Genomic DNA, 21,790 nt, shown 5'->3' on the forward strand with positions numbered 1-21,790 from the left:
GCTATTCCAGCACCGGGTCGGCCACACGCGTATCGAGTTGGCTCATCACATGCTCGACGTCCACGAGTTGGCCTGTTCCGATCAGGCGCCGGGCGACGAGCAGACCGGCGTCGTGGACGTCCGGGCCGGCGTCGCTGGCACAGGCGTCCACGACGATCCAGGGTGCGTATCCGTGCTCGAAGGCGTCTGCGGCGGACTTCAGAACGCAGCTCTCGGTGGCGATTCCGCAGAAGACGAGGTCGGTCCAGCCGGCCCGTCGCATCAGTTCTGCGGCCTCGGGCGTGAAGAGCGTGTACCCGGTCTTGTCGACGCCTGCGTGCGCGTGGCCCGCCGCCTCGGCGAGCTCGGGAACGATGTCGGTCTCGGGTGGTTCCTGGAGGCGTCGCCACTGGAAGAACCGCTCGTACGGGCTGTCCGGATAGTTGAAGTACCGGGTGAAGACGACAGGGCGCCCGGCGGCCGACCATCTGGCGACGAGGTCGGCGACTGCGGGCACGACGTGGCGACTGTGACGGTTCACAAAGCCGTTCTGCATGTCGATCACGACCAGTGCGGCACTGCTGATGTCCATCGGCCCTCACTCCTGCCCGTTCTCAGCCGGCGCTCTCGCGCAGAGCTTCCTGCGCGGTGCGCAGCCGTTCGGCCAATCCGCTGGTCTTCATGATGGCCTCCCGCATCAGGACGTGTTGCGCGGTCTCCTGAGCACGGGCGGTGGTGAGCCGGGAAGCGGCGGCACGCAGGAATCGCCAGCCGTACCGCTCCGGCATGGAGGGGTCCTGGCCGTCTTCGACCATCTGCTGGATGTGGCGGGTGAAACACCACAGGGCCTGGACGGTCAGCTCGCAGGCGACCAGCTCGTCGGTGGTGAGGCTGCGCTCGCTGGAGTGGGAGGCGTAGGCGACGCCGGACCAGCCGGCGTAGGCGGTGGACACTCCCCGTACGCCGAAGGAAACGATGTCCGGGTGGTCGAAGCCGGTGGCAAGAAGCGACTCCTCGACCGTGCAGGCCAAGGGCGCGGGACCACCCGGTGCCCCGCGGTCGACCAGAACCGAGGGAGTGGAGAGCAGGCGCAGCGCGGTGTCGTAGGCGTCTGCGGCCCACGGACCGGAGGTGAGGCAGTAGAGGGAAAGGACGTATTCGGGGTTGGTGGCCCCGGCGTGGTCCCCTTCGAGGAGTTCGCGGATCTTGTCCCGGGCCCAGGGAAGGTCAGACGCGTAGGAGCGGTAGCGCCAGACGGCCAGGTCGGTCAGCGCGGCAGGTTCGTGCGGCTGGACAAGGTGGAAGACGGCTACCCCGCATGCGAAGACGTGCAGGACACAGCTCTGCGCCTCGGGGTGGTCCAGTCGGGTCGAGGAGGACTCCAGCCACTGAGCGCCCCCACTCGGTGTCAGATGCTCCCGAAGCCGGCCGGCGCGCTCGACACCGATGAAGACCGGCAGGAACTTGTGAGAGTCGACTTCTATCCGCCCTGTGACAGGTGCAGCCGTGTCACTCATTCCCTGCGCTTCCGCGAACCGGGTTCTCGCGTCGTCGGGTGCGCGACCGAGCGCGGTGTCGAGAATGCCCTGAGACTCGGCGCGAGGCTGGTAGCCGGCACCGCCTGCCTCCCAGTTCGACACAGTACGGTCGCTGACCCCCAGGTACGCGGCGAAATCCCGCAGGCTCATGCGCAGGGCATCGCGTAGCAGCCGGGCCTCCCGGCCGGACCATCTCTGCACCGTGACCACCGTGGCACCCCCTGTCCATCACCCGGCGAAACGACCGAACGACCAGCGTAGCCAGCCTTGTTCAGCAGCGCTGCGGCATTGCTGCAGCATCCGTACATCACACTCTGCAACCGTCTTGCTCCATGCTGAATCCACCGCGCCGGGGCCGGCCACCACCAGGCAGCCCCTCCGCCGTTCTCTCCTGCACCACCACCAGAAGGAGCAACCGGCATGACCGACATCGTCAAGCGCAACGCCCGCGCCATCCTCCTCGACGGCGACGAACTGGTCCTGATCAAGCGCACCAAGCCGGGCAGGGAGCCGTACTGGGTGACGGTCGGCGGAGGGGTCGAGACGGACGACGCGACCATCGAATCGGCTCTGCACCGCGAGGTGTTCGAGGAGATCGGCGGCAAGCTGGCGCGCGCCGAACTGGTCCACCTGATCACCGACCAGTTGGAGGGCGGCGTCGGCGTCCAGCACATCTTCGCCGCGCGCCTGGAGTCGATGGACCTGGCCGCGCGTACGGGAACGGAGTTCGCGAAGCCGGAACGGGGCGAATACGAGGTGGTACGCGTCCCATTCACCAGTGAGGCGGTCCGCGAACTGAACCTGATGCCCCCGGAGCTCGCCGAGTTCATCGCCGCCAACACGTACGCGATCACCTCGGTCCTCGACACCCCGATCCGCGAGGCGTGAGCGATGACGCGAGCCCCGGACTTCGTCAGCCTCAACGGCCCTGACAACGTCGGCAAGACGACCCACTTGGTGCGGCTGGCCGAACGGTGGAACGCCTTCCAGCCGCTGGGCGCGGTCCACGAGCACGATCCCGAGCCCTGGGCACGGGTGGCCACCGGCGACTACGCCCGGTGGTGGTTCGAGACGTCCACGACCGTCGAGCTGACCGAGATACTGCTCGCCGGTCATGCCAAGCGGGCCGCCGCACACGAGAGCGGGCGAACGGGTCTGCTGGACCGGGGCTTGCCCATGCTTCTCGCCGTGGCCGCTGCGACCTGCGTGGTCAAGGACGGGCTGACTGTCGGCGAAGCGTTCAAGACCGTGACGGGAATCGCCGGTTCGCGGGCCGCCACACCCGAGACCTCCATCCTCCTGCTCCCGTCGTCCGACGCCGAACGCAGTTACGCCATCACCAGCGCCCGCGAGGGCCGCCCCTGGACCGGGATCTACCCGGAGTACCAGAAGACGCTGCACGCCGTCCTGCTCCACCAGGTCGACCATGGTGCGTTCACCGCGGTCGTCGACTGCGAGGGCCGCTCCTTGGACGCCGTGCACAGCGATGTGCTCGATTGCCTCGGCCTCAGCCGACTCATCGACGGGAGTCCCCGATGACGCAGAACTCCCCGCCCCTGGTCCTGCCACACAGTCTGTCCCGCACCGTGGCAGCGCTCCAGGACAAGGACCGGAACCGCCTGGACGACACCATCACCCGACTCCACACCGTCAACGGGCGTCTGTGGGAAACCGAGGACCGGGTGCGCGGCACCTTACTCTCCGCCGCCCAGGTCGCCGACTGCAAGCGCGAGATCGACCAGCTCAATGCCGAACGGAACCTGCTCGCCGAACGGGCTGACGAGGTCCTCGGCTCACTGGCCGACGCAGGCCGCGCCGACGCACCACTGCACACCGAGACGCTCGCCTCCGTCATCGACCGCCTCTCGGTGCTGACACTGAGGATCTGGCACAGCGAACGGGCAGCTGCCCGGGACGAGTTGGCCCGCCGACGTGTCCCCGCCCTTCACGGCCAACGGGAGGAACTGTGCGCCGCCCTCGACGCGCTGGTCTCCGACGTCGTCGCAGGCCGTCGCCGGCTCCCCGTACCGGCTCGTTTCAAGCTGTACGGCCGGGACGACGCCGCCCCCGCAGAGATGAAACCGAGTCGGCGGCTGCGCCGGGTCCTCGCCTTCGGTGGACTGAGCGAGTGCGGCAAGAGCACCAGCGCCGAATTCGTCCAGCGCACCTGCGGTGCGCAACGCTTCAAGATCGGCTTCCTGTTGCGGCAGGCGGCCCACCGGGAGGGCCTCGCAGACCCGTACGCCCTGTCGGCCCGTCGGCAGGCCGAGCTGCTGCTCGGTGAGCTGAACCGTTTCGCGGACGCGCACGTCGACACGGAGCTGTTCACCATCGAGTCCGTCCACGACGACGCCTCGATCGCCGAGCTCAAGCGACTCATGGGCGACGCACTCCAGATCGTCTACCTGGACGCCTCCTTCGCCGTTCGCTTCGAGCGGTCCGGCACTCCGGCCCAGGCCGTCGCCGCGAAGGACGAGATCAAGATGAGCCGTGGCGCCCACCAGGTAGCCGCGCTCGCCGACCACGTCATCGACAACACCGGCAGCATCGCCGCCCTCCGCGCCCGGCTCCGGCGCATCGCCGCCCCGCCCGCATCCACGGCGCTACGCGCGGCCACTCCGTACGGGCTGGGACTGCCTGGCGCCATAGCCTCGGCGACAGCCGACTTCACCGACGCGGTACGGGCCTACGGCTCCTGCGTACGGCTAGCCGCCCTGACCGGCAGCCCCGGCGAGGGCAGCTGGATCGCCGGCTGGTCCGACCTGGACCTGCTCGTGATCGCCGAGCACGAGGCCATCGGCCGGGTCCACGAGGCCCTGGAGCAGTACCGGAGGGCCCTCGGCGGTGCGGCCGCCCTCGGCCCCACCCTCGTCACGCCCGGCGAACTGACCGCCCGGCGCCTCACCCCGCGCCTGGCGTTCGTCCTCCACCAGCTCCAGCAGGGCAGCCCCGTCCTGCACGCCGCACCCAGCCTCGAACTGCCGACGATCAGCCGAGGCGAGCTGGCGTTCGCCGCTGTCCGGGAACTCCCCCAGGTCATCCTGACCATGCGCCGTCTGCGCGCCGACGCGGGGCCAACCGCACTGCGGCAGCTCTACAAGCACCTCGTGCTCGCCTGCCGCCTGCTCCTGCGCGAGCACAACCAGTGGGAGTCCGGCCCCGATCGGATCCTCGCCGCAGCCTCCCGCATGCCGGGCCTGACGGCCCTCGCGACGCCCTCCCTGGCCGAGATCTCCAGCGCTTGGCGCGACGGCGAGGCCGAGCTCGTCCTCAAGCCCGTCACCGTGGCCGTCGACCAGCTCCTCACCTGGTACTCCGCCCAGCTCGCCGCCTGAACAGTCTCCCTCTCCTTCCTCGTTCTCCGTCCGACAGGAGCTTCGCCATGCCCGAAACCATCGCCGTGCCGTCCTTCACCGCCCGGATCGTCGAACGGCTCAGCGTCGGAGCTACGAGCCGCCGCGAGCGCGTCATCCATTCCCTGGACGGCCTGGAGCACCCGGTCCACCCCGATACCCTCACCACCACCGGAGCCGATCTGTGGCGTCTGCTTCAGGAGCAGGTGCCGGACGGGCTCGGCTCCGTGGACTTCCTCCTCGGCCTGGACGCCGGCGGCATCCTGCCGACCGTCTCCCTCGCCGGTGCCGCTCAGCTCCCGTACAAGATCGCTTGGAAGCTGCACCTCCCGCTCGACGGGGCAGTCCGCTTCAGCGAGCCCCACGCAATGCGCACCGACGTCTTCGCGTACGGCATCACTCCCGGCCAGCGCATCGTCATCGTGGACGACGAGATCACCACCGGCCGAACCCTGGCCGACCTCACCCACCGCCTCCGCGAGGCCAGCGCCGTCCCACTGGCGGCAGCCTGCCTGGTGGAGGACACGACCCGCGGAGCCCGCGACCTGCTCACCGACCTCGGCCTGCCGCTCGTCTCGCTCACCACGATCGAGGGCACGGCATGACAGCGGTCGCTCCGGCGAGGATCCGGTTCCACCACGGTTCCCTCGTCATCCCCGCCGGGGCCGTCCACACCACCCCGCTCGCGTACGACCGGGACAGCGTTCCCATCGGCGCACCGCTCCCGCTGGCCGCCTCCGCCGAGCTCGTCCAGCGCCTGAGCGGGTGCGGCGAGGTCGTCGTGGCCTTCGAGGGGAAACTCGGTGACACGCTCCTCGCGCTGTCGGGGGTCTGCGCTGTCCTCGACTGGCTGCGGCTGCGGTCGGTACGCGTGTCCGTCCGGGCAGTGGGTCCATACGCAGCACTGGTCGCCCGCACTGGGCTGATCACGCAGCCCCAGACCACCACGCCCAACGGCTGGCCGGCCGTGATCGGGGACCGCACGGGGGTTGAGGCGCACGGCTCGGAGGCGGCGGTGAGCCTGGTGCTCGACCCAGCCGCCCCGCCGTGCTGGTCGAGCGACGGCCGCGCCCACCCGGACCTGCCCGCCCGCCACTACCTGGCCCTGGAGCGCCGCCTCGGCATCCGCCTACCCGGCACGGCTCCTTTCGCTCCCACCCTCGCGACCGGGCCGAACAAGCTCGCGGAGGAACTGCGCTCGGTGGGCTGGCTGGGCGGTCTGACCATCGCCGCCATCACCGCCACCAGTTGGCCGGAGCGTAAGAACTACACCGCCCAGCGCTACATCGCCCTCGCCGAGCACATCGCCGAGGCACAACAGGCCCAGGCCCGGCTGCTACTCATCGGCGGCAACCTGGGCGACGGCCTCCGCGTCACGGCGGAGGCTCCCCGGCGTCACGTGCAAGCCCTCCACATCGACGGGATGCCGGCCGACGGCCTCGTCGACCTCTTCCCGCACTGCCATCTGATCGTCGGCAACGACACCGGCCTCACCCACCTCGCCGCGATGGCGCGCGGCGGCCGGGATGGCGGTGGCACGCCGGTCATCGGCCTGTACGCGCGCCATAGCCATAGCAAGTGGCACACCGGCCTACCGCACCACCACGCCGTCGCCACCAACCTGTCCGACCGCATGCACCAGGGCGACCTCTGCCCCGTCCGCGACGCCATCGCCCCGAACTCGGACGTGCACATGGACGCCTTCCCGCCCGCCGCGCTGGCCCATGTCGGCCTCGAACTACTCAACGAGGTGGGGCGATGATCTCCCAGCCCCTCCTTCGGGTCGGACCGGTGCGGCGCTTCACCCGCAACCTGCTCTGCCCGGTCGACCTCTTCGGCCACCCGCTGCTCCTGAAGTACACCCGCAACCCGGCCGAGGCCGGAGAGGAGATCCACGGCCACGCCCGCCTGGCCCGGCACTACCGTGTCCCCGCCCTCCACACCCACCTACGCGTACCGGGCGGACACCTCCTCGCGTACGAACGCCTGCCCGGCGGCACCGACCAGGGACTTCTCCTCGACCTTCTCAACACAGACGGGCCGACCAGCCACCTCCACACCTACATGGACAAGCTCACGGCCGCGTACCAGGACGTCATTCTCACAACGGCATGGCCGGCCGATCCGGCGCACGTCGTCCGCAAGCTGTACTGGGACCGCGCGGCACCCGGCGGCCGACTCGACACGTACTACGCCAGCAAGGACTTCCTGATCGCCGACGGCCTCGTCGACATCCCGGTATCCCGCCTCAGCACTTACGCCCTGAAGATCAACGGCCGCCGACAACACCTGGATTGGGCCGCCACCCTCCGCTGGCTGCGCGCGCACTTCGCCACGGCAGAGCCGGTCTGGGCGGCCCTCACCCAAGGCGACCCCACCGATGTCAACCTCGCCCACCCGCTCGCCTGGTTCGACTACGACACCGCGGGAATGAACAGCATCCCCGGCGAGTTCGCCAACTTCCTCTGGTACGCCTCCGCTCTCGGCGGCTGGCTCGTACCCACCTACAACCCAACCGCCTTCGCCGACCACCCCGCCACCTTCACCCACGTCCCGGCCAACACCCCCGAGATCCGACGAGCGGCGATCGACCACACCACCAGCACCATCCACATCGACTACACGCCGCGCCTCTCTGTACCTCGGCGAGCCGCCGTGACCGCGTACTGGAACAAGCTCGTACGACCGGTCGCGGACCGCCTCTGGCCCGGCGAGGACCTGGCGAACCTGCTCCGCCCCTACCTCGGCATGCGCATCCTCGGCGTCTACAACCTGGCCGACCTGGCCTCCGAGGACCGGCTCGTCCTGCTCGCCCGTCTTGCCGAGGCCATGAGCCCCGCCTTCGACCCCACCACCTACTTCTGCCCGCTGGAGTCGCCATGCCCGGCCCCCTGAACGGCCGCACCGCCCTGGTCACCGGAGCCACCGGCGGCCTCGGCTCGGCCATAGCCCGCCGTCTCGCCGCCGACGGCGCCACCGTAGCCCTCGCGCACCTTGATGACGCACTGGCCGCAGCCGAGCTCGCCGCCCACATCACCGGCAGCGGCGGCGCCGCAATCTCCCTGTCAGCCGACCTCCGCGACGCCGAGGCCGCGCGCGCCCTATGCCACCAGGCTCACGACCGGATCGGCCCGATCGACATCCTGATCAGCAACGCCGGCGCCTACCCCCGCCGCCCGTGGACGGAGACAACACCGGCTCACTGGGACGAGGCTCTGGCCTCTAACCTGACCAGCCACTACCACCTCGCCTACGAGCTGACCCCTGCCATGACGGCCGTCGGCGGGGGCCGGATCATCACCATCGGCTCGGTCCTCGCCGCGGCGGGCCGTCACGACCTCGCCGGCTACATCAGTGCCAAGGCCGGCCTCGAAGGACTCACCCGTGCCCTCGCACGCGAACTTGGCCCAGCCGGGATCACCGTGAACTGTGTCGCCCCCGGTTCCATCCGCGTCCCCGTTGAGGACACCGTCGTCGACGATCCGGAAGCCATGAGCGCCCGGCAACTCGCCCGCCAGTGCGTCCAGCGCCGGGGCCGCCCGGAGGACATCGCCGCGGCCGTCGCCTTCCTCGCCGCCGAGGACGCCGGCTTCATCACCGGCCAGACCTTGCGCGTCGACGGAGGCTGGATCCTTGGCTGACATCTGGCTCATGCGCCACGGCGCCTATGAAGGCCACCGCCCCGGCTACCACGCCCCGCACGAAGCCGCCCTCACGCAGGAGGGCCGCGAGCAGGTACGCCGCTCCTTGCCCCTCCCTGAGGGTGTCACCGCGATCGTCACCAGCCCGATCCCCCGCGCCCGTCAGACCGCCACCCTCGTCTCGCACCTCACCGGCCTGCCGATCGTGGCCACCTCCGGCCTCCTCGCCGAATGGCGCGCCCCGAGCATCGTCCTCGGCCGCACGGCCGAGACCTACCCACCGGCCTACCGCGCCTGGCGAGCCCGCCGCCTCGCCAACCCCTTCCTACGCTGCGAAGACGGCGAAAGCCTCACCGACCTCCACACCCGCACCCGCCACTGCGCCGCCTTCCTCCACCACACCGCCGGGCGCCACGGCCCCCTACTGGCCGTCTCCCACACTCTCTTCCTGGGCGTCCTCACGCGCCTTGCAGAAGGGCCCGCCGCGTTCGTCACCGCCGCGAAGACCTCATGGCAATTCGCCGAACTTCGAATCCTGACAACCCATCAACGAACTACAACCGGCCCACAGCGACCTGCCCCATAGATGGCCGACACGCTAGCCACCGCACCCACCAGAGACCCTCCGGTTCGTAGTACGTCTAGGCTCAACGCTTGCGCCCCGGCCCCGGCGCCCGGCTTCCAATGCCGAAAGAGAGCCAGGGCCGTGTCCCTTGATCCGTCCTTGCCAGCAACCTCAGTCAAGCGTTGGCTTCCCAGTCGATCCTTGCTTGAACGAGCATCTTGCGGGTCTCGTCAAGCCGTGCGGCCTGCGTTCGGAGCTTGTCGGCAATGTCTGCTAGGTCAGCGGGTCCGAGATTCTCCATCCAGCGACCCTCCACCACCTCTAGATCGACGTGCGGCACACGGGATGGTGGGTCGCTGTCGAAGGGGCGTACTTGCAAATGTCCGCGAAAGATCTCTTCGGGCTCGGCTAGGTCGTCGCACCCGGGCCCGGCCACACTCATCTCGACGCCTTCGACGGTAAGCCAGTGATCGATATCCACCAGCAAGCCGAGCCGGTCGGCGCGCAGCGGTTTCTCCGCATAGCCATCGACACTGCTGCGCTCGACCCACGGAGGGAGATAGCCGGAAAGATGCCCGCCCCCTTCGATGGTGATAGTCCAAGTAGTTGGCCGCTTCACGGTTTCGGCGGCCGGATCAGGCGAGTACGTCGTGGCTTGAAGCTGGTCAGCGAGCTCCACCACCTGGCTGGCAAACGCGCCGATCCTCATGGCATAGGAACGCAATCCGGCGACATCGAAGTCACCGCTGTCGCCTCGGTGGGTGACGCTGGCAGTCAGTTCACCGTCGCCATCGAGATCGTGGAGCCAGGCACGCAAGTGAGGGGCCGACTCCTGTCCAGTGCCTAGCACCTCGGCGACGACGCCCATGTGCGAATGGTGGTCGCCAGTGTCGGTGCACCATGTGTAGGCGGAACAAGCAGGGGTGGGGGCGATTGCAGGAAGTGGAGCCGACTCAACGGTGGTGGCCTTCATGCCGGAGGTACTACCACCACGAGAGTCGACCATGCACCCCCAGACACGGTCCACCCCACCGGGTGATCTATGTGTGAGGAAGGGGCTGCAGGGAATAGGTCCAGGCTTCAGCCTCAGCATAGAAGCGACTAGGGATGCCACGTTCGGCAATGGTGCGTTGACCGAGCGGAACGTGTCTCAGCAGGGTCTCAGTTCTAGTCTCATTCGCCCCCGTCCGAGCCCGTCCGGATACGGCAACGCCGAACGCTCCGCCGCAGGTCAGGACGCCCCCGACCCCCGCCGGACCCCCATACGAACATTTGGAAAGCGTGTTGGGGGCAACCCCTCACGAGTTCGAATCTCGTATCCTCCGCCATTGCTCTCACCGGGCAATACGTCGAAGGCCCCCGCAGCTCGCTGCGGGGGCCTTCGACGTCGGCCGCGTACACGTTGTCCCGGTCTCCGCCCTCGCGGGGGTGCAGTGGTGCGGCGATACGCTCGCGGACCATGGACTGGGTCGAACGTGCCGCGCGGTTGAGGCAGTGGACGAGGAGCGGGGTGCGGGCTCCGCACAAGCCCCTGCTGCTCCTTTACGCGCTCAGCCGGTTTCAGCAGGACTCCGACGGAGCGTTGCGCTACAGCGCGGTGGAGGAGGATCTGGGACGGCTGCTCGCCGAGTACGGGCCCGGGAACCGGACGACGCCCGCCTACCCCTTTCATCACCTGGTGAGCGACGGTGTGTGGGAGGTGCGCACCGAGCGGGGGCCGGGGAGCCCCGGGAGCGGGGTCGGGGAACTGCGTGCGACCGGTGCCGCCGGCCGGCTCGCGCCGGAGCTGCGTGCGGCGCTGCGGCGGGAGCCGTCCCTGCTCGGCCGGATGGCGCGGGTGCTGCTCGACCTCCATTTCCCGCCCTCCCTCCACGGCGAGTTGTGCGAAGCCGTCGGCCTGGCACTGGAGGAGGCCGAGGCCGGACCGGCAGCGGCCGCGCGCAGGCAGCGGGACCGGCGGATGCGGGAGATGGTCCTGACCGCCTACGAGTACCGGTGCGCCTTCTGCGGGTACGACGGGAGGATCGGAGCGGTGCCGGTCGGGCTCGAGGCCGCCCATGTGCGCTGGTGGGCGTTTGACGGGCCGGACGACGTCGAGAACGGCCTGTGCCTCTGCTCGCTGCACCACAAGCTGTTCGACAAAGGCGTCCTCGGCCTCGGCGAGGGTCACCGCATCCTGGTCTCACAGAGCTTCGTCGGCCGCAGCGCCGCCGCCCGCGAGCACGTCATCGCGCTCGCCGGCCGTCCGGTGATCGGCCCCCAGCCCGGCGTCCGCCCGGTCGCCGCCGACCATCGCTCCTGGCACACCGGCCAGGTCTTCCACGGCAGCCCCCGTCCTGCGTGACCGCCGGTACGACGATCACCGTGCCACCGGTCGGCGGCCCGCCGCCAGCGATCAACTGGCTTTAAATCAGCGGCGGTTGCCGCCCTCCTCGTGGACCATGGAGACGGAGACGGGTCAGCCGATCCGGGTCTGGCCCGCCGTGTGCGCATCGCCCGTGGCGGTGCCGGACGATGGGGGACATCCGAGTGAAGCTTCGAAGAACCGTTGGCGTGCTGTTCGGTGCGGCGCTGGCGGTCGTCACCTTCGTGACGCCGGTCGGCGCGCAGTCGGCGCAGACCGGCTCCTCGACCACGTACCAGATCAACGCACGGCACGACGGAAGCCTTGTCGATTCCGCCGTGGGTGCTCCGCCGCTCAGCCGGAAGTGGTCCCGTGACCTGGGTGGGAACGTCTCCTACCCCGTCGTGGCCGGCGGGCGCGTCTTCGTGACCGTCGCCTCGCCGGACGGGTACGGCACCGTCCTGCACGCCCTGGACGCGGACACGGGCGAGAACGCCTGGAAGCCGGTCGACCTCGGCGGCACCTACTGGTGGTCCGCGCTCGCCTACGGGGGCGGACGGCTCTACGCCCAGAACTACGACGGTGTGCTGACGGCCTTCCATCCGGCCACCGGGGCGGTGCTCTGGACCGTCAAGTTGCCCGACCAGCACTCCTTCTCCTCCCCGCCCACCTTCTCCGGTGGTCTCGTGTACACCGGCGGGGCCGGCTCGGGCGGCACCCTGTACGCGGTGGACGCCGCCAGCGGGGCAGTGCGGTGGACGCAGTCCGTCGAGAACGGGGACAACAGCTCGCCCGCCGTCACGGCGAACGGGGTCTACGTCTCGTACGCCTGCGAGCGGACCTACTCCTTCGAGCCGGCATCGGGCGCTCCGGTCTGGGAGCGCCGGACCGACTGCTCCGGCGGCGGCGGCCGTACCCCTGTCGTCGCCGACGGCGGTGTCTGGATCCGCGACGGCAGCGGCGGGGCCCCCGCGGTGCTCAACACCGCCGACGGGAAGGTCCGCGGCACCTACCCGGCCGACGGCTGGTCGCCGGCGCCCGCCTTCGACGGGCGCCAGGGCTACTTCGTCGATGACGGCGTTCTGCAGGAGCGGCACAGCCGCACCCTGGCCAGTCGCTGGACGTTCCAGGGGGACGGCCGCATCAGCACCGCGCCGATCGTCGTCAACGGCTACGTCTACGTCGGCTCCCTGAGCGGTCAGCTGTGGGCGCTCAACGGCGCCACCGGCCAGTCCGTCTGGTCCACCGACGTCGGCGCGCCGATCAACGAGCCCGACGAGCACAACGTCTCCCAGCCGCTGACCGGTCTCGGAGCCGGCGGCGGGCTCGTGGTGGTCCCGGCCACCAACCTGCTGGTCGCGTACGGACAGTGAGCCCTGGGGGTGGCTTCGGGTCCCGTGGCCCGGACGCCACCCCCTTTGCCCGTTCTGCGACCGACCCTCCTCGTACGGTCACGCCCACGGCCCGGCGCCGCAGGGGACGGGCGCGTCCGCCGGCGGGCCCCTGGCCGAAAAGCGAGCAGGGGCGCCGTCCGGCAGAGCCGCTGCGCAGGGACCGTGCCGAGGCTTCCCGCCCGGCTCCGTCACGGAGGCCCGGGCGGTACTTTTCGGACAACTGCGGGCCGTCCGGGTGACCGCAGACAACCCGACCACCCCGCGGGGCCTCTCACAGGCCGGACACAGCGTCGCCACAGGTGAGTTGAGTTGGGGCCGTGCTGATCGTCCACGTTCCATCGCGCACTCGGAAGCCGGAAGTACGAGGAATGATGACCAGATCCCCGCAGGGCCGCACCAACCGACTCACCCGCCCCTCGATCGCCGTCGCCGTGGCCGTCGCCGTGACGGCGGGTGTCGTTGCCGCCGCGCCCGACGCCAGGACGGCCGAGCCGACGCCGAAGCTCAGCCTGATCGCCGCCTCCACCTCGGTGACGCTAGACTCGTGGAAGGACGATCCCGGTGTCTATCTCGACCTCGGGACCTATCTGACCTCGGAGAACGGCGCCTTCGAGCTCAAGGTGACCCGGAAGTCGTACAAGGACCCGGTCGTCGCCACGCAGGTGCTCCGGAACGGCAAGAAGACCACCACCAAGGCGCTTCCCGCCGGACTCGTGAAGGACTTCTCCGGGCTGCCGGGCTTCGCGCAGATCTCGGTCACCGACGCGGCCGGCAAGACCGTGCTGAAGCAGACCGAGGCGTTCTGCCCCAACAACGCCTCCGGGCGGATCCGGCCGGACGCCCCCGCCAACTCGAAGTATCCGCAGAGCTGTCCGGTGAACCCCTTCACCCTCGGCTCGGTGTGGGGCGTGGAGAACGGCTGGGCGTCCAACACCTACGCCGGGTACTACGCCAAGCCGGTCCAGCTGGCCGCCGGGAGCTATACCGCCAAGATCTCCGTGACGAAGAAGTACCGCGACCTCTTCGGCATCGCGAACAAGCCGCAGACCGTCAAGGTCACGGTTCGTGAGCGCAGTTGGGAAGAGGAAGAGGGCTCGGGCTCCGCACCCCGCAGCGCGGCTCCCCAGTCCGCCAAGTCCGCGGCCGGACAGCCCGGACACCAGGGGCACACAGGGCACGGCGGCCATGAAGGCCACCAGCAGGCCGCCGACGCGCCCGCCGCCTCGGCCCATGCCGCGCACGGTGCCCCCGCCCGTCCCGAGGCCCCCGCCGCCCGGACGACCGGTGCCGCGCCCACCTTCAACGTCGGTCACGGGCCCTACCCGCCCGCTCCGCCCGCCCTGCCCTGGGCGCTCAAGAAGGAGTCCCTCCAGCGGCAGGCCTTCTCGGCCGCCAAGGTCGGCGACCGTCCCGGGCAGACCGACGGGTCGCGGCAGGCTCCCGCGGCGAGGCCCAACGCCAAGCGGCCCACCGGCAGAGCCACCGTGCCCGACGTGCCCAAGCCGGACCTGCGCTCGCTGCCCGCGTACGGCATCACCGTCAACGACGGCTACGAGGAGAAGGCGGGCAGGGACTACCTCGCCTTCAGCGCCAACGTGTGGAACGCGGGCCCGGCCAAGCTCGTCGTGGACGGCTTCCGCTCCCCGGGCAAGGAGCTGATGGACGCCTACCAGTACTTCTACGACGCCAAGGGCAAGCAGGTCGGCTACACCCCGACCGGCACCATGGAGTGGGACCCGCGTCCCGGCCACGAGCACTGGCACTTCACGGACTTCGCCAGCTACCGGCTGCTGAAGGCCGACAAGAAGGAGTCGGTGCGCAGCGGCAAGGAGGCGTTCTGCCTGGCCAACACCGACGCCGTCGACTACACGGTGAAGAACGCCAACTGGCACCCGGACAACACCGACCTGTCCACCGCGTGCGGCCAGGAGAACTCGATCTCCGTCCGCGAGGTGCTCGACGTCGGCTCCGGTGACACCTACACCCAGGACCTGCCCGGCCAGTCCTTCGACATCACGGGCCTGCCGAACGGCACGTACTACATCCAGGTCCTCGCCAACCCGGAGAACCGGCTCAAGGAGACCAACCACAAGAACAACAGCGCCCTGCGCAAGGTCGTCCTCGGCGGGAAGAAGGGCGCCCGGACCGTGGAGGTCCCCGCCCATGAGCTGGTGAACGCCAACTAGGACGGCGCCGTACGTCCGTCGGGGCACTGCCTCGTGCACGTCCCGCAGGCCCCGGGAAGCCTTCCCGGGGCCTGCGGCATGCCCGGGCCCGGCCCGCGGCCCCCGCCGCCTCACCCCCGGTCGGCCCCGCCCTCCCCCGCCGGCCGCCGCTCCAGGATCCGGGCCGTGGCGTCCGCGTCGAGGTGGGCGGTGCCCTCGTCGCCGGTGACCGTGACCCGGACCCGGGGCCCCGTGCCCGGCCCCGTGCCGGAGTCCGGTGCCACGTCGATGCGCCAGCTCTTCGGGGAGCGGACGCCGAGCGTCGTGCGGGCCTCACGGACCAGGGCGGGGAACAGTTCGTACGGGAGCATCTGGACGTGCAGCGTCTCGCCGGGCGGTCGGGCGGAGTCGCCGCGGATCTCCATGCGGCGCTCCTGGATGGTGATCGCGGTGACCTCCGAGGTGCCCGCGCGTTCCGCCAGTTCCGTGACCGTCTCCCGCATCCGGCCCAGGACCAGCAGCGAGGAGGAGTGCCCGGAGACCGTCGTGGAGGTGGTGAACGTCCGCGAGACGGAGACGGAGGCGGAGGCGGACGACGTGACGGAGGGCTGCTTCGGCGAGGAACCCACGTGGTCCTCGGAGGTGAACAACTCGCCCCGGAAGAGAAGCACCACCAGCGCCGCGCCCGCCAGGAACGTGACGAGCACCAGCACACACCAGGAGCCCTCGCTGAGCCCCGGTTTCTCCACCAGCGTGGATTCGGGCGCCGAGTCGATCTCCGCCGCCTCGGCCCGGCGGCTCCACTCCGGGGTCGGGCGGGTGACGATCCGCACGTCCCAGGGCTCGTCCGGGCGGTACTCCACCACCGCGATGCCGCGCGGCCGGTAGGCGGGGATGTCGACCAGGTTGACGGACTGGTCGACCTTCACGCGGTACGCCGGGCGGCCGTCCTCCGGCTCCGGTGCGACCGTCAGCAGGAACTCCACCGGTACGTCGGCCGATTCGCCACTCGTCGCCCGCAGGTCCTCGATCCGGGCGAGAGCGGTCCGGGTGACCGGCGGTTCGGCGGGCCCCGGGCTTCGCCGCCCGGCGGCGAAGCCGATCAGGACGAGGAGGAGCAGGACCCCGCCGCCCGAGAGGAACACCGGCACCCGCTCCAGGATCACGCCGACCACGAGGGCCGCGACCGCCGCCCCCGCCAGCCCCGACGTGAAGGTCAGGCGCAGCCCGGCCAGGATCCCCTTGATGACCGAACGCTCCCGCACAGCAGGTCCGTCGGCCTCGGCCGATTGCTGCGCGGCCGGTCTCTGCCCCGTTGTCCCCATGACCGTGATTGTGCCGGTCGGGAGCGGTCCGGGGCAGGTGCCGGACGAAGAAGGACGGTGCGGCCGGCGAGGACCGGCCCGCCGGCCGGCGGGGTCAGTCCTCGCCCTCCAGGTTGCCCTCAGTCTCCAGGTACACCTGGCGCAGCGCCTCCAGGACCGCCGGGTCCGGCTTGGCCCACATGCCGCGGGACTCGGCCTCCAGCAGGCGTTCCGCGATGCCGTGCAGAGCCCAGGGGTTGGCTTCCTGGAGGAACTGCTTGTTCTCCGGGTCCAGGACGTACGTCTGGGTGAGCTTGTCGTACATCCAGTCGGCGACCACGCCGGTCGTGGCGTCGTACCCGAAGAGGTAGTCCACCGTGGCCGCCAGCTCGAACGCGCCCTTGTAACCGTGGCGGCGCATCGCCTCGATCCACTTCGGGTTGACGACGCGGGCGCGGAAGACGCGGGACGTCTCCTCGACGAGCGTGCGCGTGCGGACGGTCTCGGGGCGGGTGGAGTCCCCGATGTACGCCTCCGGGGCCGTGCCCTTGAGCGCGCGCACGGTGGCCACCATGCCGCCGTGGTACTGGAAGTAGTCGTCGGAGTCCGCGATGTCGTGCTCGCGGGTGTCGGTGTTCTTCGCGGCGACCTCGATGCGCTTGTAGGCGCTCTCCATCTCCTCGCGAGCCGGGCGGCCGTCGAGTTCGCGGCCGTAGGCGTAGCCGCCCCAGACCGTGTAGACCTCGGCGAGGTCGGCGTCGGTGCGCCAGTCGCGGGAGTCGATGAGCTGGAGGAGGCCGGCGCCGTACGTGCCGGGGCGGGAGCCGAAGATGCGCGTGGTGGCCCGCCGTTCGTCACCGTGCTCGGCCAGGTCGGCCTGGGTGTGCGCCCGTACGTAGTTGCGCTCGGCCGGTTCGTCCAGCGAGGCGGCCAGGCGCACGGCGTCGTCGAGGAGGCCCACCGTGTGCGGGAACGCGTCGCGGAAGAAGCCCGAGATGCGGAGCGTGACGTCGATGCGGGGGCGGCCCAGCTCCTCGTACGGGATGGGCTCCAGGCCCGTCACGCGGCGTGAGGCGTCGTCCCAGACGGGGCGGATGCCGAGCAGCGCGAACGCCTCCGCGATGTCGTCGCCCGCCGTGCGCATCGCGCTGGTGCCCCAGAGGGAGAGGCCGACCGAGGTGGGCCAGTCGCCGTTGTCGGTCCGGTAGCGGGTCAGCAGGGATTCCGCCAGGGCCTGGCCCGTTTCCCAGGCCAGCTTCGAGGGGACCGCCTTCGGGTCCACCGAGTAGAAGTTGCGGCCCGTCGGGAGCACGTTGACCAGACCGCGGAGCGGGGAGCCGGAGGGGCCCGCGGGGACGAAGCCGCCGTTCAACGCGTGGACGGCGTGAGTGAGTTCGTCGGTCGTCGCCGCCATGCGCGGGACGACCTCGGTGGCCGCGAAGGTGAGGATGTCCGCCACCGCGTCGGGGAGGCCCGCCGCCACCCCTGCCACGGCCGCCGGGTCCCAGTCCGCGTCGTCCATCGCCTGGACGAGGGCGCGCGCCTGCTCCTCGATCTCGTCGGCGGCGGTGCGGGTGGCCGCCGATTCGTCGAGGCCGAGCGCCTCGCGCAGGCCCGGGAGCGACGCCGTACCGCCCCAGATCTGGCGGGCGCGCAGGACGGCGAGGACCAGGTTGACCCGGTCGTTCCCGGCGGGCGGGTTGCCCAGGACGTGCAGTCCGTCGCGGATCTGGACGTCCTTGATCTCGCAGAGCCAGCCGTCCAGATGCATGATGAAGTCGTCGAAGCCCTCGTCCTCCGGGCGGTCCTCCACCCCGAGGTCGTGGTCGAGCTTCGCCGCCTGGATCAGCGTCCAGATCTGTGCGCGGACGGCGGGCAGCTTCGCCGGGTCCATCGCGGCGATCTGCGCGTGCTCGTCGAGGAGTTGCTCCAGGCGCGCGATGTCGCCGTAGCTGTCGGCGCGGGCCATGGGCGGCACCAGGTGGTCGATCAGCGTGGCGTGGACGCGACGCTTCGCCTGCGTGCCCTCGCCCGGGTCGTTCACCAGGAACGGGTAGACCAGCGGGAGGTCGCCGAGCGCCGCGTCGGGGCCGCAGGCGGCGGAGAGGCCCGCGTTCTTGCCGGGCAGCCACTCCAGGTTGCCGTGCTTGCCCAGGTGGATCATGGCGTCCGCGCCGAAACCGTTGTCCTCGGCGGAGGCGGCGATCCAGCGGTACGCGGCCAAGTAGTGGTGGGACGGCGGAAGATCGGGGTCGTGGTAGATCGCGATCGGGTTCTCGCCGAAGCCACGCGGCGGCTGGATGAGGATGAGGAGGTTCCCGCGCCGCAGGGCCGCGAGGACGATGTCGCCCTCCGGGTTGGCCGAGCGGTCGACGAACATCTCGCCGGGGGCCGGGCCCCAGTGCTCCTCCACCGCCTCCCGCAGCTCCTGCGGAAGTTCGGCGAACCAGCGGCGGTAGTCGGCGGCCGGGATCCGGACCGGGTTCTTCGCCAACTGCTCCTCGGTCAACCACTCCTGGTCGTGGCCGCCCGCGTCGATCAGCGCGTAGATCAGCTCGTCACCGTCGCCGGAGACCAGGCCCGGGATCTCCTCCTCGGGCCCGAAGTCGTACCCCTCGGCGCGCAGGCGGCGCAGCAGGGCCACGGCGCTGGCGGGGGTGTCGAGGCCGACCGCGTTCCCGATGCGGGAGTGCTTGGTCGGGTAGGCCGACAGCACGAGCGCGATCTTCTTGTCGGCGTTCGGGATGGAGCGCAGCTTCGCGTGGCGTACGGCGATCCCGGCGACCCGGGCCGCGCGCTCGGCGTCGGGGACGTACGCGGGGAGCCCGTCCTGGTCGATCTCCTTGAAGGAGAAGGGGACCGTGATCAGGCGGCCGTCGAACTCCGGAACCGCGATCTGGGTGGCCGCGTCGAGCGGGGAGACGCCCTCGTCGTTCTCCTCCCAGGCGGTACGCGGGCTGGTGAGGCAGAGCGCCTGGAGGATCGGCACGTCGAGCCGGGTGAGCGCGCCCGCGTCCCACGACTCGTCGTCGCCTCCGGCCGAGGCCTCGGCGGGCTTGGTGCCGCCCGCCGCGAGGACCGTGGTCACGATGGCGTCGGCGGCGCGGAGCCGGTCGACGAGGTCGGCCTCCGGGGTACGGAGAGACGCGACGTACAGCGGGAGCGGGCGGCCCCCGGCGTCCTCGACCGCCGTGCACAGCCCGTCCACGAAGGCGGTGTTCCCGCTCATGTGGTGGGCGCGGTAGTAGAGGACGGCGACGGTCGGCGCACCCTCGGGCACGGTGCGGGCCTCCCGCTCCAGCGGGCCCCAGGCGGGGGCCGGGGCGGGCGGCTCGAAGCCGTGGCCGGTCAGCAGCACGGTGTCGGAGAGGAACCGGGCCAGCTGCTCCAGGTTGGCGGGGCCGCCGTGCGCGAGGTAGGCGTGTGCCTCGGCCGCGATGCCGATCGGCACCGTGGACGCGGCCATCAACTGGGCGTCGGGGGCCTGCTCACCGGTCAGCACGACGACCGGGCGGCCGGTGGCCAGCACCGCGTCGAGCCCCTCCTGCCATGCCCGTACGCCGCCGAGGAGCCGTACGACGACGAGGTCGGCTCCGTCCAGCAGCTCCGGCAGTCCGTCGAGGTCGACGCGGGAGGGGTTGGCGTACCGGTAGCTGACGGGCCCCTCGGAAGCGCGGGCGCTCAGGAGGTCGGTGTCGGACGTCGACAGGAGCAGGATCATGCTGCGTCAGGCCTTCCTCGGGGTGTCCACGCCCCGGGCGGGTGTCGGAGGGTCTCCCGGGCGGTCCGGTGGCTACCGGGCACTCGGAGAAGGGAGTTCCTGACTCGTCCGGCAGCCGGTGGTGGCGGCGGCCGGACTCACAGTGGCGGGACCGCGCCGGAATCTCACCGGGCTTCCTCCCCTGTCGCCGTCTGGCGATGGCGGCCTGAACGGACCACCGCCTGCATCCTAAGCCGCGGGGGCGGGCCAGGGGCAGGGGGCGGGGGTGCGGTGGTGATCACTGTTTGGCGCGGCGGCGCCCCTGGGTGCGGGGGGTGGGTGGAATCCCCGCATGGGGTGACGGGGTGGTGGCACCCTCCCTGCCCGCTGTTCCGCTGCCCCGCTTTCCCGCTGCCCTGTTGTCCCGCAGGTCACAGCAGCGGGCCCGTCGCCGGGAGCGGCCCGGTCGGTATGCTCGCCGCCATGCCCGATTCCGCCCCCTCCCGCCTCTCCACGGGCGGCCCAGTCCCTAGCGGCAGCGGCGACGCCTGCCCGGGAACGCTGCGGCTGCACCGGGCCGACGACGGTGCGCTGGCCCGGGTCCGGGTGCCCGGCGGGGTGCTGAGCGCGGACCGGGCGGACGCGCTGCTCGCGGCGGCCGAACGGTTCGGGGACGGTGAGCTGCATCTCACCTCGCGGGGCAACGTCCAGTTGCGCGGCCTCGACGCGGCGTGCGGCGGCGCCCTCGCCGAGCTGCTCACGGCCGCCGGGCTGCTGCCGTCCGCCGCGCACGAGCGGGCCCGCAACATCGTGGCCTCGCCGCTTGCCGGACTGGACGGCGGTCACGGCCGGGAGGGTTCGCCCGCACTCGGCCGCCTGCTGGCCGAACTGGACGGACTGGTCTGCGGATCGGCCGCCGCCGCCTCGCTCTCCGGCCGCTTCCTCTTCGCCCTGGACGACGGCCGCGGTGACGTGGACGCGCTGGGCGCCGACGTGACCCTGATCGCGGCGGGCGACGGCTGCCTCCTGCGGATCGGGGCCGAGGACGAGGTGTTCCGGATACCGAGCGGGGAAGGCCCGCGCGCCGCGCTCCTGGCCGCCGAGACGTTCCTGCGGGCCGCCCGCGATTCCGGCGCGTGGCGTGTGAAGGACCTGCCCGACGACGTACGGGCCGAGCTGGTTCGCACCGTCGGGGCAGCCGCGGGTCCGGCCGTCCGCCGCCCCCGTCCGCGTACGGTGGCTCCCCCCGCCCCGGGCCCGCACGGTTCCGCGGACGCGATCAGCGTCGACGTACCCCTCGGGCGGCTCACCTCCGCCCAGTGGCGGCTGCTCACCGGGACGGCCCGCCGGCACGGCGACGAGCTGCGGCTCACCCCGTGGCGCGGGATCGTCGTCCCCGGGCCGTTCGGGCGGCCCGAGGATGCGGCCGACGCGCTCGCCGCCCTGGCGGCTGCCGGGCTGATCACCGCCCCCGGCTCCCCGTGGACCGGGGTCGGGGCGTGCATCGGCCACCCCGGCTGCGCGAAGTCCCTCTCCGACGTCCGGGCCGAAGCGGGGGCCGCCGTCGGAGCGGTCGGGCGGCTCCCTGTGTACTGGTCCGGGTGCGAACGCCGCTGCGGCCACCCCCACGGGGAGTGGATCGACGTGGTGGTCACCCCGGACGGGCACCGGATCTCGCACGTACGCGGGGAGCGGCGGGACCCCCCGCAGACGGTCCGGGACGACCCGGCCGCGCTGGCTGCGGCGGTGGCCGCGGCCCGCGGCCGATCCCTCTGATCCATCAGCTCCGATCCATCAGCTTCCGACC

17 protein-coding genes and 1 riboswitch are annotated in these 21,790 nt (G+C 71.2%); of the genes, 12 read left to right on the plus strand and 5 right to left on the minus strand.

Annotated elements, in window-relative coordinates:
* Nucleotide 1: 1 nt before the first annotated feature.
* Both RNL97_RS15650 and RNL97_RS15655 read right to left on the minus strand, forming a co-directional pair.
* Nucleotides 2–571, minus strand: coding sequence for a cysteine hydrolase family protein (locus RNL97_RS15650; protein ID WP_313750825.1), 570 nt, complete (start codon nt 569–571; stop codon nt 2–4).
* 22 nt (nt 572–593) lie between these two features.
* Nucleotides 594–1,727: a helix-turn-helix domain-containing protein gene (locus RNL97_RS15655; RefSeq protein ID WP_313750826.1), complete on the minus strand. Its 1,134-nt coding sequence runs from the start codon at nt 1,725–1,727 to the stop codon at nt 594–596.
* A 210-nt stretch (nt 1,728–1,937) separates the two neighbouring features.
* Here RNL97_RS15655 and RNL97_RS15660 point away from each other — a divergent pair, with 210 nt between their 5' ends.
* Genes RNL97_RS15660 through RNL97_RS15695 form a run of 8 tightly spaced genes read left to right on the plus strand, consistent with a single transcriptional unit; the run spans nt 1,938 to nt 9,097 of the window.
* Nucleotides 1,938–2,405 (plus strand): NUDIX hydrolase, encoded by a 468-nt coding sequence (locus tag RNL97_RS15660; RefSeq protein WP_313750827.1) that lies wholly within the window; start codon nt 1,938–1,940, stop codon nt 2,403–2,405.
* Nucleotides 2,406–2,408: 3 nt separating this feature from the next.
* Nucleotides 2,409–3,056, plus strand: a complete 648-nt coding sequence (locus tag RNL97_RS15665; protein ID WP_313750828.1) for a hypothetical protein — start codon at nt 2,409–2,411, stop codon at nt 3,054–3,056.
* Nucleotides 3,053–4,852, plus strand: coding sequence for a DUF4254 domain-containing protein (locus tag RNL97_RS15670; protein ID WP_313750829.1), 1,800 nt, complete (start codon nt 3,053–3,055; stop codon nt 4,850–4,852). The genes RNL97_RS15665 and RNL97_RS15670 overlap by 4 nt, the downstream gene beginning before the upstream one ends.
* Before the next feature lie 47 nt (nt 4,853–4,899).
* Nucleotides 4,900–5,475 (plus strand): phosphoribosyltransferase family protein, encoded by a 576-nt coding sequence (locus tag RNL97_RS15675; RefSeq protein ID WP_313750830.1) that lies wholly within the window; start codon nt 4,900–4,902, stop codon nt 5,473–5,475.
* Nucleotides 5,472–6,632, plus strand: a complete 1,161-nt coding sequence (locus tag RNL97_RS15680; RefSeq protein ID WP_313750831.1) for a glycosyltransferase family 9 protein — start codon at nt 5,472–5,474, stop codon at nt 6,630–6,632. The genes RNL97_RS15675 and RNL97_RS15680 overlap by 4 nt, the downstream gene beginning before the upstream one ends.
* Nucleotides 6,629–7,765, plus strand: coding sequence for a hypothetical protein (locus tag RNL97_RS15685; protein WP_313750832.1), 1,137 nt, complete (start codon nt 6,629–6,631; stop codon nt 7,763–7,765). Before RNL97_RS15680 ends, RNL97_RS15685 begins: the two co-directional genes overlap by 4 nt.
* Nucleotides 7,750–8,511: an SDR family NAD(P)-dependent oxidoreductase gene (locus RNL97_RS15690; protein ID WP_313750833.1), complete on the plus strand. Its 762-nt coding sequence runs from the start codon at nt 7,750–7,752 to the stop codon at nt 8,509–8,511. The genes RNL97_RS15685 and RNL97_RS15690 overlap by 16 nt, the downstream gene beginning before the upstream one ends.
* Nucleotides 8,504–9,097, plus strand: a complete 594-nt coding sequence (locus tag RNL97_RS15695; RefSeq protein WP_313750834.1) for a histidine phosphatase family protein — start codon at nt 8,504–8,506, stop codon at nt 9,095–9,097. The genes RNL97_RS15690 and RNL97_RS15695 overlap by 8 nt, the downstream gene beginning before the upstream one ends.
* Before the next feature lie 154 nt (nt 9,098–9,251).
* Here the strand turns inward: RNL97_RS15695 and RNL97_RS15700 are convergent, their stop codons facing one another.
* Entirely contained in the window at nt 9,252–9,944 is a 693-nt protein-coding gene (locus RNL97_RS15700; RefSeq protein ID WP_313750835.1) for a DUF6907 domain-containing protein, read from the minus strand.
* Between the two features lie 591 nt (nt 9,945–10,535).
* On the opposite strand from RNL97_RS15700, the gene RNL97_RS15705 reads away from it, so the two are divergent.
* The 3 genes from RNL97_RS15705 to RNL97_RS15715 all read left to right on the plus strand — a co-directional run bounded on the left by RNL97_RS15705 (nt 10,536) and on the right by RNL97_RS15715 (nt 15,000).
* A complete protein-coding gene (locus RNL97_RS15705; RefSeq protein ID WP_030585685.1) occupies nt 10,536–11,420 on the plus strand; it encodes a phosphorothioated DNA-binding restriction endonuclease in 885 nt (294 codons plus the stop codon).
* 209 nt (nt 11,421–11,629) lie between these two features.
* Complete coding sequence (locus RNL97_RS15710) at nt 11,630–12,793, plus strand: outer membrane protein assembly factor BamB family protein (protein ID WP_243314372.1); 1,164 nt, start codon at nt 11,630–11,632, stop codon at nt 12,791–12,793.
* A gap of 389 nt (nt 12,794–13,182) precedes the next feature.
* A complete protein-coding gene (locus tag RNL97_RS15715; protein WP_313750836.1) occupies nt 13,183–15,000 on the plus strand; it encodes a lysyl oxidase family protein in 1,818 nt (605 codons plus the stop codon).
* 110 nt (nt 15,001–15,110) lie between these two features.
* Here the strand turns inward: RNL97_RS15715 and RNL97_RS15720 are convergent, their stop codons facing one another.
* Both RNL97_RS15720 and cobN read right to left on the minus strand, forming a co-directional pair.
* Complete coding sequence (locus RNL97_RS15720) at nt 15,111–16,304, minus strand: hypothetical protein (RefSeq protein ID WP_032765833.1); 1,194 nt, start codon at nt 16,302–16,304, stop codon at nt 15,111–15,113.
* A 94-nt stretch (nt 16,305–16,398) separates the two neighbouring features.
* A complete protein-coding gene (cobN, locus tag RNL97_RS15725) occupies nt 16,399–20,004 on the minus strand; it encodes a cobaltochelatase subunit CobN (protein ID WP_313750837.1) in 3,606 nt (1,201 codons plus the stop codon).
* A 93-nt stretch (nt 20,005–20,097) separates the two neighbouring features.
* Nucleotides 20,098–20,183, minus strand: a riboswitch (cobalamin riboswitch).
* A gap of 271 nt (nt 20,184–20,454) precedes the next feature.
* Here cobN and RNL97_RS15730 point away from each other — a divergent pair.
* A complete protein-coding gene (locus RNL97_RS15730) occupies nt 20,455–21,759 on the plus strand; it encodes a cobalamin biosynthesis protein CobG (protein ID WP_313750838.1) in 1,305 nt (434 codons plus the stop codon).
* Nucleotides 21,760–21,790: the final 31 nt, after the last annotated feature.

This window comes from Streptomyces parvus, from assembly GCF_032121415.1.
Taxonomy (GTDB): Bacteria; Actinomycetota; Actinomycetes; order Streptomycetales; family Streptomycetaceae; genus Streptomyces; species Streptomyces globisporus_A.

What these genes read in the sequence shown, in the direction of transcription:
- RNL97_RS15720 (WP_032765833.1), bottom strand. Translation starts at nt 16,304, where the DNA reads ATGGGGACAACGGGGCAGAGACCGGCCGCGCAGCAATCGGCCGAGGCC.
- RNL97_RS15680 (WP_313750831.1), top strand. Translation starts at nt 5,472, where the DNA reads ATGACAGCGGTCGCTCCGGCGAGGATCCGGTTCCACCACGGTTCCCTC.
- RNL97_RS15660 (WP_313750827.1), top strand. Translation starts at nt 1,938, where the DNA reads ATGACCGACATCGTCAAGCGCAACGCCCGCGCCATCCTCCTCGACGGC.
- RNL97_RS15650 (WP_313750825.1), bottom strand. Translation starts at nt 571, where the DNA reads ATGGACATCAGCAGTGCCGCACTGGTCGTGATCGACATGCAGAACGGC.
- RNL97_RS15675 (WP_313750830.1), top strand. Translation starts at nt 4,900, where the DNA reads ATGCCCGAAACCATCGCCGTGCCGTCCTTCACCGCCCGGATCGTCGAA.
- RNL97_RS15715 (WP_313750836.1), top strand. Translation starts at nt 13,183, where the DNA reads ATGATGACCAGATCCCCGCAGGGCCGCACCAACCGACTCACCCGCCCC.
- RNL97_RS15685 (WP_313750832.1), top strand. Translation starts at nt 6,629, where the DNA reads ATGATCTCCCAGCCCCTCCTTCGGGTCGGACCGGTGCGGCGCTTCACC.
- RNL97_RS15705 (WP_030585685.1), top strand. Translation starts at nt 10,536, where the DNA reads ATGGACTGGGTCGAACGTGCCGCGCGGTTGAGGCAGTGGACGAGGAGC.
- RNL97_RS15665 (WP_313750828.1), top strand. Translation starts at nt 2,409, where the DNA reads ATGACGCGAGCCCCGGACTTCGTCAGCCTCAACGGCCCTGACAACGTC.
- RNL97_RS15700 (WP_313750835.1), bottom strand. Translation starts at nt 9,944, where the DNA reads ATGGGCGTCGTCGCCGAGGTGCTAGGCACTGGACAGGAGTCGGCCCCT.
- cobN (WP_313750837.1), bottom strand. Translation starts at nt 20,004, where the DNA reads ATGATCCTGCTCCTGTCGACGTCCGACACCGACCTCCTGAGCGCCCGC.
- RNL97_RS15670 (WP_313750829.1), top strand. Translation starts at nt 3,053, where the DNA reads ATGACGCAGAACTCCCCGCCCCTGGTCCTGCCACACAGTCTGTCCCGC.
- RNL97_RS15690 (WP_313750833.1), top strand. Translation starts at nt 7,750, where the DNA reads ATGCCCGGCCCCCTGAACGGCCGCACCGCCCTGGTCACCGGAGCCACC.
- RNL97_RS15730 (WP_313750838.1), top strand. Translation starts at nt 20,455, where the DNA reads ATGCTCGCCGCCATGCCCGATTCCGCCCCCTCCCGCCTCTCCACGGGC.